This window comes from Streptomyces sp. NPDC006925, assembly GCF_042869575.1.
GTDB lineage: Bacteria > Actinomycetota > Actinomycetes > Streptomycetales > Streptomycetaceae > Streptomyces.
Map to the genome: position 1 here is coordinate 39,781 of NZ_JBIAGB010000032.1, position 14,244 is coordinate 54,024.

The window sequence follows — 14,244 nt, forward strand, 5'->3', positions numbered from 1 at the left end:
ATGCTGTTCGGCAGGTTCAAGAACCGCGTCCCCACCCCCGAGGAAGCCCTCCAGGGCCGCCCCGAGCCCGAGTACGCGGTACCCGAGCGCCACACCGTGCTCGGCACGGCGCTCCAGGGCCCGTACCCGGAGGGCCTGGAGATCGCCGACTTCGGCATGGGCTGCTTCTGGGGCGCCGAGCGCGTCTTCTGGACGACCGAGGGCGTCTGGACGACCCTCGTCGGCTACCAGGGCGGATCCACCCCGAACCCCACCTACGAAGAGGTCTGCTCGGGCCTGACCGGGCACACCGAGGCGGTACGCGTCGTGTACGACCCGGCGAAGGTCTCCTACGAGACTCTGCTCAAGCGCTTCTGGGAGTCCCACGACCCCACCCAGGGCTTCCGCCAGGGCAACGACACCGGCACCCAGTACCGCTCGGCGATCTACACCCACTCCCCCGCGCAGGCCGCCGCGGCCGAAGCCTCCCGGAACGCCTACCAGCAGGTCCTCACCGGCTCCGGACACGGCGGGATCACCACCGAGATCCTCCCCGCCGAGGGCCGCCCCTTCCACCCCGCCGAGGGCTACCACCAGCAGTACCTCGACAAGAACCCGGGCGGCTACTGCGGCATCGGCGGCACGGGCGTCAGCTGCCCGATCGGCCTGGCCCCGACGGGCGAGTGAGGCGCCGAGCGTCGGCCTCGCGGACAACCGCCGCACAGGTGGCCATCGGACCGGTGGGCGGTGCCTGAAACCGGCACCGCCCCGGCTGGAAGCGGAAGCAGCTCGTCCTCCCTCATTCGCGTGACGCGTTCGGTTCCGCACTCGATACGCTGCTCCGAGGGATCAGAATCTCGCCCATGGGAGCAGCGATGACCACCTCCAGCGCCGGGCAGCCACTCATCCCCGAACCGCCCGCGACCGTCACGGCCCTCCGCCAAGCCGTCGCACAGATCGCACCGGCTGCCCTGCCCGCCTTCACCCGTGAACTCGATCAGGCAGCCGACCAGTCCCGTCAGGCTTCCGATCTCGCACCGCTCCAGCGGTTCATCGCGCAGTGGGCGGTCCATGTCCACATCCAACGGCAGCCGCATCTCGCTGAGGAGCTGCGCCGCTGGGAGGACACCGCGGCGACCGGCGACGCGCAACAGGCCCGCGACGCCGCGTCCGCCATCGGCACGATCCTCGACGAGGCCCACGCCGCGCTCGGTCTACCACCGCGGTGAGCACGGACTGGCGCTGGGAGTACGACCCCGACCACGCGCACGTGGCGGGCGGCATTCCGGCTCACGTGGTGACCGAAGTGGAGCGTCTCGCAGGTGAGCTGATCGACCTGGCCGCGATGGGGGTCGATGTCGGCGACTTCGGCAAAGGCCCGCGAACAGGCGGTCTCCGTCTCATGGACGCGGCGGGCGGGTGGTTCTACTTCCTCGTATCGCCGAGAGACCGCCTGATCGTGATCGTCCGCATCATGCCGCCGTTCCCAGATGTGTAGCGGATCCGGCGGTCACTGGGTAGCAGGCCGGCGACCGCGTTATCGGCGGGCGTAGACGGCCAGGAACGGGGTCACGTACAGCGCGGCTTCGGTGGGGGTGGCCTTGCCGGTGGTGATGAGGACGACGCCTGCGATCAGTGCGGCGATGTGGAGGACGGCCGGCGCACGGGGCGACCGGGATGACTGGGCGCCGAGCTCGGTTCCTGTCCCGTTCATACCTGACGATGCCCCTTCGGTCAGAGATGGATACGAGGAGAGACCTTCCTTCACTTCCCAGGCGACGCGAGGAACTCTCTTCGCATTCCGAAGGTGCGAGCAGCCTCCGGGTTGGGAATCACTCTCACCCATGCGTATCCCGCAGGGCAAACCAGCGGACTTGCCGGGTCCGGATCTGCCGCCCACCTGCACCGACACCGTCGAAACACCCCGGGATCGGCAGCAACCTTTGAAATATCGTCCCGATACCTCCCGTTATCCTCCGCGCCTGCACGAGAGAGTGTGACCAGCATCACGCACGAGCCTTCGTTTCGAAGGTGTCACCTCGGCACGCCCTCGGTCATCCGTGACGAAAGGGCCCTTGACGCCGGGTTCGTCGGGGTCGCCTGCTTGACTGCCTTGGAATCCGAAGGGGTCGGCGAGCATGCCTGCCGGCCTCGCGGCGGACGACCGCGGGGCCGGCGCCTGGACTGTCCCCCGGGCGTGCCGTCGGCGTCGAGGGCATGGCTCACCTGCTGTGTCCGGGGCGCCGCGGAGCGCATGCTGGGCGGATGGATTGGTTGGTGTCGCTCCTCGGGGCCGGTCTGGTGCTGGCCGCACTGCGGGATCTGTTCCACACGCTCTGGCATCCGACCCGCAGGGGCGGCGCCAGTCGCCTCGTGATGACGGCGCTGTGGAGGCTGTCGCATCTGTTCCCCGCCCGCAGGGGCATGAACGAGCTGGTCGGGCCGCTGGCGATGGTGACGGTCGTCGGGATGTGGACCTGTCTCGTGGTCCTGGGGTGGGCGCTGGTCTATCTGCCGCACATGCCGGAGGGGTTCACCTTCGCGGCCGGGCTGGCGCCGCACGAGCACGGGGATCTGCTCGACTCCCTGTACGTGTCGCTGGTCAACCTGGCGACGCTGGGGATCGGGGACATCGCGCCGACCGCGGGCTGGCTGCGGCTCGTCGCACCGCTGGAGGCGCTGGTGGGGCTGGCGCTGCTGACCGCGACGGTCTCCTGGGTGCTGCAGATCTATCCCGCGCTGGCCCGCCGGAGGAGCCTGGCGCTGCGGCTGGCCATGCTGCGCCGCGTCCAGCCGCCCGCCCAGTATCTGCACTCGGCCACGGGGGCGGCACTGCTGGAGGGCATCGCCGCGGAAGTGGTGCGGATCCGCGTGGACTTCACCCAGTACCCGGACGCCTACTACTTCCACGACGGCGAGGAGGGCCTCTCGCTGGCCGCCACGATCGGCTACGCCGCCGACCTCGGCCGCCGCGGGCAGTCCAGTGAGCAGAGCGAGGTGCGGCTGGCCGCCACCGTCCTCGGCAACGCGCTGGCGGACCTCGCTCTCGCCCTCGACCAGCGGTTCCTGCGGACGGGCGGCACTCCCGCGGAGGTCTTCACCGCGTACGCGCACGACCATGGGCGGCGGCCTCCCCTGCCGTGACGGGGTCGGACGACTGCGCGTCCGGGAGCCGGCCGCCGGAGTGCCGCCGGGGCGCCCCGAGGACCGTCGGTGGAGGAACCGCGACGCTCCAGCCCGGGTTGTAGGTGTGCGGGACCGGGTGCAGCCGCCAGTCGGCCCGCGCCGCCCAGGCGGGCAACGGGACGCCGCGCAGGACGAGGGCGTGGGGGCGGCCCCCCGCGGCAGGACGGCCCCCCGCAGCAGGACGGTCCTCCGCGGCCTTGTGGCCCTGCGCGGGCAGGTGGCCCTGCGCGGCGGGGTGGCAGCCCGCGGTGTGGGCGACGGGGACGGTGGAGCTGTTCCCGGCCAGTACGCACGGAGGGCGCACGCCGTGGGCGCGCAGGACGCGTTCCATGCGCTGCCAGTCCTGGCGGGCCGCTGCCTGGATGCCGGAATGGAGGTCCAACTGGTGGAGTTGGAAGCCGAGATGCAGCAGCGCCGCGGTGGCTCCGAGCGGGGCGAGCAGCCACAGCTTCCGCGCCGCGCGCGCCCGGCGGAGTGCGCCGCACACGCCCAGTGCGGCCACCGGTGCCAGCAGCGCGTAGGCGGGCAGCAGGAAGCGCGGGGCCGCGTAGTCCATGAAGAACAGGTAGGGGACGGCCACGGCAGCCGCCGCCGCGGTGGGCAGGACCGCGAGTGCCGTACGGCCCTCCCTGCGCGCTTCGTTGATGCCGAGGGCGACCAGCGGCGGGATCAGCAGCCACCATGCGGCGGACGCCCAGCCGACGGTCACCCCCTCGCAGGGGCGGCAGAGCAGCGGCCCGTCAAGTGCCGCGGCGTGCCGGAACACGGTGTCCAGGGACAGGTGGAGGTGCATCCCGCCCTGGATGTCACCGGCCGCACGCACCCGCTCCAGTACGCCGCCGAAGCGCAGTCGGGCCTCCACGGCCCAAGGGAGCAGCCCGAGCAGCACCCCGGCCGGCGCGGCGAACGCGACCATCGGGGTCGGAGCCCAAGCCGGGGCTCTGGAGCGTGGCGGTCGGCACGGTCTCGATCCACCTGGCCCCGGCTTCCGCCGACCCGGGCTCAGCCGGGTCCACACCGCGGCCCCGAGCAGCACCGCGACCGGCCAGACGGTGTCGTTGGGCCGTATCAGGGTGGCGGCGGCCAGCGCAGCCGCCACGGCGACCCAGGTGCACATCCGGCCCCGGACCGGTCCGGGGCCGGGGCCGTCGGCCTCGATCCCGGGTCCGGTCGACGACGCGGCCCCGGGCGCGGGCACGCAGCAGCCGAAGGCCGCGGTCAGCCCCATGGCGACGTAGTGGTTGGGCATCGCGGCACCGGCGTAGAACAGCGCGAACCACACACTGCTGTAGAGCGCAGCGGCGAGCGGCACCACGCCCCGGCGGGCCACCGCGCGCAGCCACGGCAGGAAGCCGAGGTAGAGGGCGAGTGCGGCGGCGGTGGTCAGATAGCAGCGCAGCAGCGGCACGGAGTGGCCGACGGCGGCGACCGGGGCGATCAGCAGCGGCACGCCGCGGGTCCGGGGGGCGCTGAACGGCGTCTCGGGGCCGTAGGGGGCGAAGCGGCTGGCGTAGACGAGTTCGTCCCAGCCGAGCGGCAGGCCAGGGTGGACGACCGCCAGCGAGAGCGCCCCGAAGGCCCCGCAGACACCGGCCAGCCACCAGCGGTCCCGGCGGCCGACCCGCTCGGCATTCCGCGCAGATGTGGGCATGGACGGCATCCTGCCCCCGCGGCGGTGCCGTTCACCGCAGGCGCCGCCGCGCGCCGGGCCGCGGGCGGGCGGCCGGGCGGCACGGCGTACCCTCGCTCGCGTGGTGGACGTGGACGTGGCGGACGTGGACTGGGTGGAGCGGGTCGGCGGGCTGCGGCAGTGGGCCTCCGGGCCGGAACGGGCGCCGCACAAGCCGCTGTTGCTGCTGTACGCGCTGGGCCGGTTCCAGGCCGCACCGGGGAGCGGGCTGCGGTACACGGACGTCGAGGAGGACCTGGCCGGGCTGCTGCGCGAGTACGGTCCGCCCCGCCGGACGTCGCCGGGCTACCCCTTCCACCATCTGGTGAGCGACGGCGTGTGGGAGGTGCGCACGGACTCCGGCGCGGACAGCCCGGGTCCCGGCGTCAGGCGGCTGCGGGAGAGCGGAGCGGTGGGCCGGCTGGTGCCGGAGCTGCGCAAGGCGCTGGACACCGATCCCGCCCTGCTGTCCGTCCTCGCCCGCACTCTTCTCGACCTGCACTTCCCGCCGTCCCTTCAAGAGGACGTCGCCGCCGACGCGGGGCTGGATCTGGAGGCGGCGGACCTGGCCCGGATGACCGGCGTGTCCGGCGGGGCGGCCGAGCGGGCACGGGTTGCGGTCCACCGCTTCGTCCGGGACCCGGGTGCCGCGCGACGGCTCCGCGCCCGGGTGCTGGCCGCGTACGGCAACCGCTGCGCCTTCTGCGGTTTCGACGGCGCGCTGGGCCGCCGCCCGGTGGGGCTGGAGGCGGCGCATGTGCACTGGTGGGCGTACGACGGGCCGGACGAGCTGGCGAACGCGCTGTGCCTGTGCTCCCTGCACCACAAGTTGTTCGACAAGGGCGTGCTGGGGCTGGACCCGGGGCTGCGGATCACCGTCTCCGCCCGCTGGCGCCGCCGTGGACGAGGAAGCGCCCCCGGTAGGGGTCGAGGCTTGCCTGGAGGCGTTCGACGTAGGTGACCAGGTCGGTGTGGATCTCGCGGTTGAGCAGCCGGGCTATCGCGTACGCGGCCATGCGGGCCTCCGTGGGTCGAGTGGCGGTCTGGTGCGGCGCGCTGTGCGGCGCGACCAGTGTCGCCACGCGCGGGCCCGGAGGCGATGACCCGGCAGGTAAGGGCGGCCCGCACATGGCTGCGGGCCCCGCGTACGCGGGGCCCGCAGCCATGTCGAGGAGGTGCCGGCGGATCAGGCCGCGGATCCGGCCTTCCACTCCGACCAGCTCATGTTCCAGCCGTTGAGGCCGTTGTCGGGCTGGATCGTCTTGTCCGGGGAGCCCTCGACCACGACGACGTCGCCGATCATCGAGTTCTCGTAGAACCAGCCGGCGTCGGTCGAGGTGCTGCCCGCGCCGCGGGTGTCCTTGAGGCCGACGCAGCCGTGGCTGGTGTTGCCGGAGCCGAAGGGCGCGCCCCAGTAGTTGCCGTGGATGAAGGTGCCCGAGTTGGACAGCCGCATGGCGTGCGGCACGTCCGGGATGTCGTAGCCCTCGGCGCCCTTGCGGCCGAACCCGACGGTGTTGCCGTCCATCCGGGTCTCCTTGTGCTTCTCGGAGATCACCATCTGTCCGTTGTACGTGGGGTTCTTCGCGCTGCCGGCCGAGATCGGGATGGTCTTGACGACCTTGCCGTCGCGCTCGACCTTCATCTTGTAGGACTTCACATCGACCGTGCTGACCTGCTTGCGCCCGATGTTGAAGGTGACCTTCTTGTCCTGGACGCCGACGTTGCCGTTACCCGCCTTCACCCCGTCGAGGCCGAGGTCGAGGGTGACCTTGGTGTTGGGCTGCCAGTAGTCCTCGGGCCGGAAGTCGAGGCGGTCGTTGCCGAACCAGTGGCCGACGACCTCCTGGCCGCTGCTGGAGCTGACCTTGATCGCGGACTGGACGGCCTTCTTGTTCTGGATCTGCTTGTCGAAGGTGATGGAGACCGGCATGCCGACCCCGACCGTGGAGCCGTCCTCACCGGCGTAGGTGCCGATGAAGCTGTGCTCGGGTGCGACGGTGGTGAAGGTGCGGTTCTCGACGGCCTTGCGGCCCTCGCCGTCCTTGGCCGTGGCGCTGATCTCGTACTTGGTGGCCCGCTCCAGCTGCTTGCCGGGCTTCCAGCTCTTGCCGTCGGAGCCGAGGCTGCCCTCTATGGTGGCGCCGCTCTGGACCGCCTTCAGGCTCACCTTGGTGAGCTTGCCGCCGGTGACGGTGACGTTGCCGCCGGTGTTGATGCTGGCGTTGTCGGCACCGTCCTTGGCGGAGATCTTTATTCGGGCGGACGAGCTGTCCTTCTCGGCGGATATGTCGTTCTTGGTGGCCGACTTCTCGGTGTCGTCGCCGTCGTCACCACCGCCGCAGGCGCTCAGCGTGAGCACCCCACCGAGCAGCGCGGCCGTGACCGCGAGACCCCTGCGGTGCTTCCCACCCGTCATCACTGGCTTCTCCATCTGCCTTCGGAACCCCATGTCTCCCCGGTAAAAAAGCTGCGTAGCCCCCACAGCGCCCGAAATCGGACATGTGCGCTCCAGCTCTTTGCACAAGAACGCACCGGGGACTATGACCGGTTCCACTTTCTGTCAAACTGTGGTCCAGGACACCTGTCCGCCTGGTATGTGACCTCTCCTGGTTCCCAGGAAAAGCGGAAGTATGACTTCCCCCTTGCCTCCGCTTCTCAGTAACATCGGCCCGCGTACGGCCAGTTCACCACTGGCCCCCAAGCCGTACGCCGTACCCACGCACCCAGGAGGGCGTTCGTGTCCGAGGCCGGACCCTCGAAGCTGTCAGTCCACCGCCGCCCTCTGGCCACTGCCGCGGCGGCCGGCGGAGTCCTGCTCGCTCTCGGGTTCGTACCCACCGCCAACGCTACCCCCGAAAAACCTGAACATCCCACCCATCACAGCAACTCTGTGACGCGGTTGGAACATGCCGGAGGCGCGGCGGCGGAGTGACCAGCCGGCCACCGCGGGCGACGCCATGTCGCCCCGCCGCCGCGTCGGCCCCGGTGACCGGATCCCGCCGCCCCCGCCCGCCCGAGCCCGGCACGGTCCGTACGGGCGCAGCTAGGCGAGCGGCCCGGTGACCGGCCGGATCGCGTCCAGGAGCGCGCCGGAGCGGACGAAGTCCTCGGCGGCTGCCAGGTCCGGCGCGAGGTAGCGGTCCCCGCCCGGCCCCCCGGCCCCGGCCTCGCGCAGCCCCGCGATCACGGCCCGCGCCGCCTCCCCGGGTGCCAGCCCGGCCGTCCCGGAACGCAGCTCGACCGCCCGGGCCGCCGCGTACACCTCCACGCCGATCACCCGGGCGAGTCCGGCCACCGCCGTGCGCAGCTTCCGGGCCGCCGACCAGCCCATCGACACATGGTCCTCCTGCATCGCGGAGGACGGGATGGAGTCGACCGAGGCGGGCACCGCCAGCCGCTTCAGCTCGCTGACCAGCGCGGCCTGCGTGTACTGGGCGATCATCAGCCCGGAGTCCACACCCGCGTCATGGGCCAGGAACGGCGGCAGCCCGTGGGAGCGGTTCTTGTCCAGCAGCCGGTCGGTGCGGCGCTCGGCGATCGAGGCGAGGTCCGCGACGGCGACGGCGAGGAAGTCGAGGACGTAGGCGACCGGGGCTCCGTGGAAGTTCCCGTTGGACTCGACCCGCCCGTCGGGCAGCACCACGGGGTTGTCCACGGAGGAGGCCAGCTCCCGCTCGGCGACCGTACGGGCGTGCGCGAGCGTGTCCCGGCCCGCTCCGGCGACCTGCGGCGCACAGCGCACCGAGTAGGCGTCCTGCACCCGCGGCGCGTCGTCCTGGTGGTGACCGGTGAGCCCCGACCCCTCCAGCACCTTGAGCATGTTGGCCGCGCTGGCGGCCTGCCCCGGGTGCGGCCGGACGGCGTGCAGCTCGGGGGCGAGCACCCGGTCGGTCCCCAGCAGCGCCTCCAGCGACAGCGCCGCCGCGACATCGGCCGAGCTGAACAGCCGCGCGAGGTCGGCGCACGCCATCAGCAGCATGCCGAGCATCCCGTCGGTGCCGTTGAGGAGGGCCAGCCCCTCCTTCTCGCGCAGCTCCACGGGGGTGAGGCCGTGCTCGGCGAGCAGCTCGGCGGCCGGGCGCAGCACGCCGTCGGGGCCTTCCGCCTCGCCCTCGCCCATCAGCGTGAGGGCGCAGTGCGAGAGCGGGGCGAGGTCGCCGGAGCAGCCGAGCGAGCCGTACTCGTGCACCAGCGGTGTGATGCCGGCGTTGAGCAGGTCGGCCATGGCCTGGGCCACCTCGGCGCGTACCCCGGTGCGGCCGGAGGCGAGGGTCTTCAGCCGCAGGAACATCAGCGCGCGCACCACCTCGCGCTCCACCCGCGGTCCCATTCCCGCGGCGTGCGAGCGGACGATGTTGCGCTGGAGCTGGGCACGCAGGTCCGGGCCGATGTGGCGGACGGCGAGGGCGCCGAAGCCGGTGGAGACGCCGTAGACCGGGTCGGGCTTGGCGGCGAGGTCGTCGATGAAGCGGCGAGCCGTGCGCAGCGCCTCGCGGGCCTCTTCGGCCAGCTCGACGCGGGCACCGTCCCGGGCCACGGCGACGACCTCCTCGGGGCTGGTGCCCGAGCTCCCGACGACCACAGTGTGCATATTCATATTCACGAACCCTAGTAAGTGAATTGCCATCTGTCACGAGGCGTCGAGCGAACCCGAGCTAGGAAAACTAGGTTTCCGCCTAGACCCTCTAGGTTTAGACTGCGGACCGTACGCGGCCGACGCCGGAGAGGATGGTGAGCGCATGGTGCGCGCAGGTCTGACCGTGGACCGGATCGTCCAGGCGGCAGCCGAACTGGCGGACGAGGTGGGCCTGGACAACGTCACGCTGTCCGCGCTGGCCCGCGGGTTCGGCGTCAAGGACGCCAGCCTCTACTCCCACGTCCGCAACCTCGCCGACCTGCGCACCCGGCTGTGCGTCCTGGCGGCCCGCGAGATGACCGACCGGATCGGAGCGGCGGTCGCCGGGCGCGCGGGCAAGGACGCGCTCATCGCCTTCGCCGACGCCTTCCGCGGCTACGCCCTCGAACACCCCGGCCGCTACGCCGCCGGACAGCTCCAGGTCGACCCCGCCGTCGCCGCCGAGTCCGTCGGCCACCGCCGCAGCGTCGAACTGACCTACGGCATGCTGCGCGCCTACGGCCTCCGGGAACCGGATCTGACCGATGCCGGACGGCTGCTGCGCAGCACCTTCCACGGCTACGCGGACCTGGAGACCCGCACCGGGTTCAGCCACCCCCGGCGCCTCGACGACTCCTGGCGCCGCTCCCTGGAAGCGCTGCACTTCCTGCTGGAGAACTGGCCGCGGACCACGCAGCCGGAGCCGCTGAGCACCCGCGACCCGCACCCGGACCAGGACCCGGACCAGGCCGTCGGATGCGCGGCCGAAGACGCCGGGCACGGGGCCGAACACATCGAGGACACCCGAGAAGAGGAGAAGACCGGTGACTGACCGATCCGCCGAAGCCGCCGAGCCCCGTTCCGGCTCCCTGCCCGTCCCGGGCGCCACCCTCGGCTACGAGGTGCGCGGCGCGGGACCGCTGCTGCTGCTCATACCGGGCGGCGCCGGGAACGCGGACGTCTTCCACGGAGTGGCCCCCGCCCTCGCCGCCCACTTCACCGTGGCGAGCTACGCACCACGCGGGATCAGCGGCAGCCCGCTGGACGCCCCCGGTGAGGAGCAGCGCGTGGCGGTGCACGCCGCCGACGCCGGACGGCTGCTCGACCTGCTCTCCCCCGACGAGCCCTGCTACGTGTTCGGCACCAGTTCCGGCGGCATCACCGCTGTGGAACTGCTGACGCTGCACCCCGACCGGGTGCGGCTCGCGGTCGCGCACGAGCCGCCGCTGGCCCGGGTGTCGGCCGACCCCGGACCGGCACTGGAGGCGTTCGCGCAGATCAGCGAGGTCGCCGCGCGCGAGGGCATCGGGGCGGGCTACGCGCGGATGGGTGCGGCGATGGGCGAGGCCAAGCCGCTCGACCCGGGCGAGGACGAGGGGGCGCCGGAACCGATACCGGAAGGGCTGCGGGCCGCCGTCGAGGCGAGCAGCGGCCACTTCCTGCAGCACGTGCTGAAGCCCTTCACCCACCACGGCCCGGACCTCGCCCGGCTCCGGGCTGCCTCGGACCGGCTGGTCGTCGGGGTCGGCCGGGCCTCCCGCGGGCAGCTCCCGCACACCCTCGCCACCGAGCTGGCCGCCACGGTGGGGGCGCGGTGCCGGGAGTTCCCCGGCGGCCATCTCGGCGGCGTCGAGCACCCGGCGGCGTTCGCCCGCGCGCTGCACGCCACCCTGCGGGAGACGGACCCCGTGCCGGAGACCGACCGCTGACAGCGGCGCCGCGCGACCGGCCGCGGGGCTCGGCGCACGGGACCCAGCGCGGCGGAGCCCGGCGCCGAAGCTCAGCTGCGGCGGAAGCGGCGGCGCTCGGGGGCGGGCGGCAGCGGGTCGGGGGTGGCGGCCAGCCGGACCGTGGGGTCGTCGGGCCCGCCCTCCCGGCCTGCGACGACCGGCTCGCCGGAGCGGAGCGCCTTGGCGCGGTACTGGGCGGCGTCCGCCAGCCGGAAGAGGCGGTGTGCGGAGCGCACGGCGCCCACCGGGTCGCCGGTCGACGCGATTCCGCAGGCCACCCCCTCCCCCAGCTCCAGCGCGGCGGCGCTCCGGCACAGTTCGCCGACGGCGTCGACCACCTCGTCGGCGGCGGGGCCCACGGCCAGCAGGCAGAACTCGTCGCCGCCCAACCTGCCGGCCAGTGCGCCGGGCAGGGCGGCCGCCGCCGCGGACAGCACGGCGGCGAACCGTTCCAGCAGCCGGTCGCCCGCCTCGTGGCCCTGGGCGTCGTTGACGCCCTTGAGCCCGTTGATGTCGCAGACGACGAGGCTGACGACGGTGCCCAGATCGCGGTGGAGCGCGATCGCCTCGTCCAGCCGGGTCTCGACGGCGCGCCGGTTGGCGAGCCCGGTGAGGGGGTCGGTGTAGGCGAGCCTGCGGACCTCCTCCAGCTGCTCGTTCTGCGCGATGCCCGAGGCTATGAGGGCCGCGAGCACCGCGGCGAAGTCGGCGTCGGCGCGGGTGAAGGCGGGTGCTCCGGCGGGCCGTGCCACATACAGCTCTCCCCAGGCCCGGCCGCCCAGCACGATCGGTGCGATCACGCAGGAGCCGCGGCCCCTGCGGCGCCGCGCCGCCACCTGCCGGTAGCTGTACGCGGCCGGGTGCCCGGCGCCGCCCGCCGCCTCCGGGCCGTCGCCCACCACCCACGCCTGCGGTCGGCCGCCGCCCGCCCACCACTCGTGGAGCAGCTCGGCGAGCTGCGGGAAGTCGTGCACCGGGTAGGACTCGTCGGCGGGGAACTCGGCCTCCTCCGCCGCCCGCTCCCCCACGTTGGCCAGCACCCGCAGCCGGCCGCCGGCGGGCTCCCAGACGGACACGGCGGCGAACGCGCCGCCCATCGCCGCGCGGGCCCCTTCGGCCGCCGCGTGCGCTATGTCCCGGTGGGAGCGGGCGGCGGCGGACTCGGGGTCCTCCGCGGGGTGCGGGTGCGGGCGGGCCGCGGCGGGTGCCGAGGTCTGGGCCGCCGCCATGGCCTGGGACAGCACGACGACGGCATCGAGCCGCGCGTCCGCGTCCTCCGCTGTTCGACCCATACGCCAAGATTAGGAGGCTTCGCCCTGTTCTGCCGCGCGGATCATTACGCAGAGCCTCACTCTACGAAGAAATCCCCGCGCCCCGCCGGGAAACCGCGCCCTCCCGCACCCGGGAACCGCCACCCCTCCGCCGCACACCACGTCGCACACCGGGCGCACACCGGCCGCCGTACCGCGCCGCACCGGGCCGCACCGCGCCGGGCCGCCGCAGCCCCCCGTCGAAGGGGCCGGCCGAAGCGGCCCGCGGGGTCAGACCCCGGGCCAGTCCGGCTTGCGCTTCTCGTTGAACGCCGCGACACCCTCTGCCCGGTCACCGGAGAAGGCGACCGTGCGCCAGGCGGCCTCCTCCACCTCCAGCCCCGCCCGCAGGTCCATCCCCCATCCGGTGCGCAGCGCCCGCTTGGCGGCACGCAGCCCGACCGGCGAGTTGGCCGCGATGCGGGCCGCGAGCGTCAGCGCCTCGGCCCGGTCCTCACCCGACTCGGCGAGCAGGTCGACCATGCCGAGCGCCCGCGCCTCCTCGGCGGCCACCCGGCGCGCGGTGAAGATCAGCTCGGCGGCCCGGGCCGCACCCACCCGGCGCGGCAGCAGTTGGGTGCCGCCGCCGCCCGGTACGACACCGACCGACACCTCGGGCAGGCCCAGCACCGCGGTGGGGTCGGCCACGATCAGGTCGCAGGCCAGCGCCAGTTCGTACCCGCCGCCCAGCGCGTAGCCGTGCACGGCGGCGATCGTCGGCATCGGCAGCTCCAGCACCCCGGTGTAGGCGGCCCGGGCGTGCGGACGCTGGGCCGCCAGTTCCGCGTCGCTGAAGGAGTTGCGCTCCTTGAGGTCGGCTCCGACGCAGAACGCGCGCTCGTGCGTGGAGGTCAGTACGGTGGCCCGCACCTCGCCGTCCCGCGCGAGCGCGGCGCACGCGTCGGCCAGGGCGCCCGCGAACGCCGTCGACACGGCGTTCATGGCCCCTCTCCGGTCCATCACCAGCTCCGCGACGTGCCCGTCCTTGCGGACCCGCACCCACTCCCCGAACGCCTGCTCGCTGAGATCCATGGCCGCCACGATAACGGTCGCTAACTTCCGCCCGTCAACGTCCGGCGCGGCACCCGCCGGCTGCGTCCCCCGATATCAGTGCCCCGGGCACGGAGTAGTCGCATGACCGGCCGGACACGTCCTAGTCGCCGGTCATGCCGTCGAGCATCTCGCGCAGGATGTCCAAGTGGCCGTTGTGGCGGGCCGTCTCCTCGGTGAGGTGGAGGAGGATCCAGCGCAGGTCGACATGGAGGCCGTCGCGCACGGCTCGCCGCGCCTGCTCGTCCAGGCCGTTCCCGGCGACCAGTTCGCGGTAGTGGGCGCTCTGTTCAGCGTACTCGTCGAGCAACTGGGCGAGCGGGAAGTCGACGGCGACACGCATCTCGCGGTCGGGGTCCTCCTCGGTCCAGGGACCCCGGTCCTCCTCGCCGAGGAAGACCACCTGGAACCAGTGGTACTCGACCCAGCGAAGGTGGTTGATCACTCCGCTCATGGTCATCAGCGGCGACCCCGGCAGGAGTGCCCTGCGGGCGTTCTCCGCCGAGACGCCGTCGCACTTGGCGCGGGCGGTGGCACGTGCGTAGTCGAGAAACGCGGTGAGCTGGGAGCGCTCGTCCCACGCGGGCGGCGTGTCGTCAATTCTGCTCATCGCGCGAAGCGTCCCCGATCACCGCGAACGATGTCGAGATATTTACCGGCGGACCCGACCGGCTCCACCCAGCTCCCTGCTACAGGGATTCA

13 protein-coding genes and 1 pseudogene are annotated in these 14,244 nt (G+C 73.0%); 7 read left to right on the plus strand and 7 right to left on the minus strand.

The annotated features are described in order from the left end of the window. The 3 genes from msrA (at nt 1) to ACFYNS_RS28995 (ending at nt 1,477) form a co-directional block, all read left to right on the plus strand. The gene (gene msrA, locus ACFYNS_RS28985) at nt 1-666 is read left to right on the plus strand and encodes a peptide-methionine (S)-S-oxide reductase MsrA (RefSeq protein ID WP_360300082.1); all 666 of its coding nucleotides are present in this window, start codon (nt 1-3) and stop codon (nt 664-666) included. Nucleotides 667-854: 188 nt separating this feature from the next. After that, nucleotides 855-1,208, plus strand: coding sequence for a DUF6247 family protein (locus tag ACFYNS_RS28990; protein ID WP_388605775.1), 354 nt, complete (start codon nt 855-857; stop codon nt 1,206-1,208). Continuing rightward, complete coding sequence (locus ACFYNS_RS28995) at nt 1,205-1,477, plus strand: hypothetical protein (protein WP_388605748.1); 273 nt, start codon at nt 1,205-1,207, stop codon at nt 1,475-1,477. Before ACFYNS_RS28990 ends, ACFYNS_RS28995 begins: the two co-directional genes overlap by 4 nt. A gap of 39 nt (nt 1,478-1,516) precedes the next feature. Here the strand turns inward: ACFYNS_RS28995 and ACFYNS_RS29000 are convergent, their stop codons facing one another. After that, on the minus strand, nt 1,517-1,693 hold the full coding sequence (locus ACFYNS_RS29000; protein WP_360300076.1) for a hypothetical protein: 177 nt from the start codon (nt 1,691-1,693) through the stop codon (nt 1,517-1,519). Between the two features lie 551 nt (nt 1,694-2,244). Here ACFYNS_RS29000 and ACFYNS_RS29005 point away from each other — a divergent pair. Then, nucleotides 2,245-3,123, plus strand: a complete 879-nt coding sequence (locus ACFYNS_RS29005) for a potassium channel family protein (protein WP_360300073.1) — start codon at nt 2,245-2,247, stop codon at nt 3,121-3,123. On the opposite strand, the gene ACFYNS_RS29010 is transcribed toward ACFYNS_RS29005, so the two are convergent. Beyond that, nucleotides 3,077-4,816 (minus strand): hypothetical protein, encoded by a 1,740-nt coding sequence (locus ACFYNS_RS29010; RefSeq protein WP_388605750.1) that lies wholly within the window; start codon nt 4,814-4,816, stop codon nt 3,077-3,079. The genes ACFYNS_RS29005 and ACFYNS_RS29010 overlap by 47 nt on opposite strands. Nucleotides 4,817-4,940: 124 nt before the next feature. Between ACFYNS_RS29010 and ACFYNS_RS29015 the strand changes: the two genes are divergently transcribed. Beyond that, nucleotides 4,941-5,795, plus strand: coding sequence for a phosphorothioated DNA-binding restriction endonuclease (locus ACFYNS_RS29015; RefSeq protein ID WP_388605777.1), 855 nt, complete (start codon nt 4,941-4,943; stop codon nt 5,793-5,795). Between the two features lie 225 nt (nt 5,796-6,020). On the opposite strand, the gene ACFYNS_RS29020 is transcribed toward ACFYNS_RS29015, so the two are convergent. After that, nucleotides 6,021-7,268: an Ig-like domain-containing protein gene (locus ACFYNS_RS29020; protein ID WP_388605751.1), complete on the minus strand. Its 1,248-nt coding sequence runs from the start codon at nt 7,266-7,268 to the stop codon at nt 6,021-6,023. A gap of 612 nt (nt 7,269-7,880) precedes the next feature. After that, complete coding sequence (hutH, locus tag ACFYNS_RS29025; RefSeq protein WP_388605779.1) at nt 7,881-9,428, minus strand: histidine ammonia-lyase; 1,548 nt, start codon at nt 9,426-9,428, stop codon at nt 7,881-7,883. A gap of 148 nt (nt 9,429-9,576) precedes the next feature. On the opposite strand from hutH, the pseudogene ACFYNS_RS29030 reads away from it, so the two are divergent. Both ACFYNS_RS29030 and ACFYNS_RS29035 read left to right on the plus strand, forming a co-directional pair. Next, nucleotides 9,577-10,149: pseudogene (locus ACFYNS_RS29030) on the plus strand (TetR/AcrR family transcriptional regulator); the annotation flags it as partial. Between the two features lie 127 nt (nt 10,150-10,276). Beyond that, the gene (locus ACFYNS_RS29035) at nt 10,277-11,161 is read left to right on the plus strand and encodes an alpha/beta fold hydrolase (RefSeq protein ID WP_388605753.1); all 885 of its coding nucleotides are present in this window, start codon (nt 10,277-10,279) and stop codon (nt 11,159-11,161) included. 71 nt (nt 11,162-11,232) lie between these two features. Here ACFYNS_RS29035 and ACFYNS_RS29040 read toward each other — a convergent pair whose 3' ends face one another. The 3 genes from ACFYNS_RS29040 to ACFYNS_RS29050 form a co-directional block, all read right to left on the minus strand. Further along, nucleotides 11,233-12,474, minus strand: coding sequence for a GGDEF domain-containing protein (locus ACFYNS_RS29040; RefSeq protein ID WP_388605755.1), 1,242 nt, complete (start codon nt 12,472-12,474; stop codon nt 11,233-11,235). Nucleotides 12,475-12,723: 249 nt separating this feature from the next. Further along, on the minus strand, nt 12,724-13,524 hold the full coding sequence (locus ACFYNS_RS29045) for an enoyl-CoA hydratase-related protein (RefSeq protein WP_360301683.1): 801 nt from the start codon (nt 13,522-13,524) through the stop codon (nt 12,724-12,726). Nucleotides 13,525-13,645: 121 nt separating this feature from the next. Further along, nucleotides 13,646-14,152, minus strand: coding sequence for a DinB family protein (locus ACFYNS_RS29050; RefSeq protein ID WP_388605757.1), 507 nt, complete (start codon nt 14,150-14,152; stop codon nt 13,646-13,648). Nucleotides 14,153-14,244 lie beyond the last annotated feature (92 nt).

Bases quoted from the DNA above. Each gene is read 5' to 3' on its own strand.
- msrA (WP_360300082.1), top strand. From the start codon at position 1: ATGCTGTTCGGCAGGTTCAAGAACCGCGTCCCCACCCCCGAGGAAGCC.
- ACFYNS_RS28990 (WP_388605775.1), top strand. From the start codon at position 855: ATGACCACCTCCAGCGCCGGGCAGCCACTCATCCCCGAACCGCCCGCG.
- ACFYNS_RS29000 (WP_360300076.1), bottom strand. From the start codon at position 1,693: ATGAACGGGACAGGAACCGAGCTCGGCGCCCAGTCATCCCGGTCGCCC.
- ACFYNS_RS29005 (WP_360300073.1), top strand. From the start codon at position 2,245: ATGGATTGGTTGGTGTCGCTCCTCGGGGCCGGTCTGGTGCTGGCCGCA.
- ACFYNS_RS29010 (WP_388605750.1), bottom strand. From the start codon at position 4,816: ATGCCCACATCTGCGCGGAATGCCGAGCGGGTCGGCCGCCGGGACCGC.
- ACFYNS_RS29020 (WP_388605751.1), bottom strand. From the start codon at position 7,268: ATGGAGAAGCCAGTGATGACGGGTGGGAAGCACCGCAGGGGTCTCGCG.
- hutH (WP_388605779.1), bottom strand. From the start codon at position 9,428: ATGCACACTGTGGTCGTCGGGAGCTCGGGCACCAGCCCCGAGGAGGTC.
- ACFYNS_RS29040 (WP_388605755.1), bottom strand. From the start codon at position 12,474: ATGGGTCGAACAGCGGAGGACGCGGACGCGCGGCTCGATGCCGTCGTC.
- ACFYNS_RS29045 (WP_360301683.1), bottom strand. From the start codon at position 13,524: ATGGATCTCAGCGAGCAGGCGTTCGGGGAGTGGGTGCGGGTCCGCAAG.
- ACFYNS_RS29050 (WP_388605757.1), bottom strand. From the start codon at position 14,152: ATGAGCAGAATTGACGACACGCCGCCCGCGTGGGACGAGCGCTCCCAG.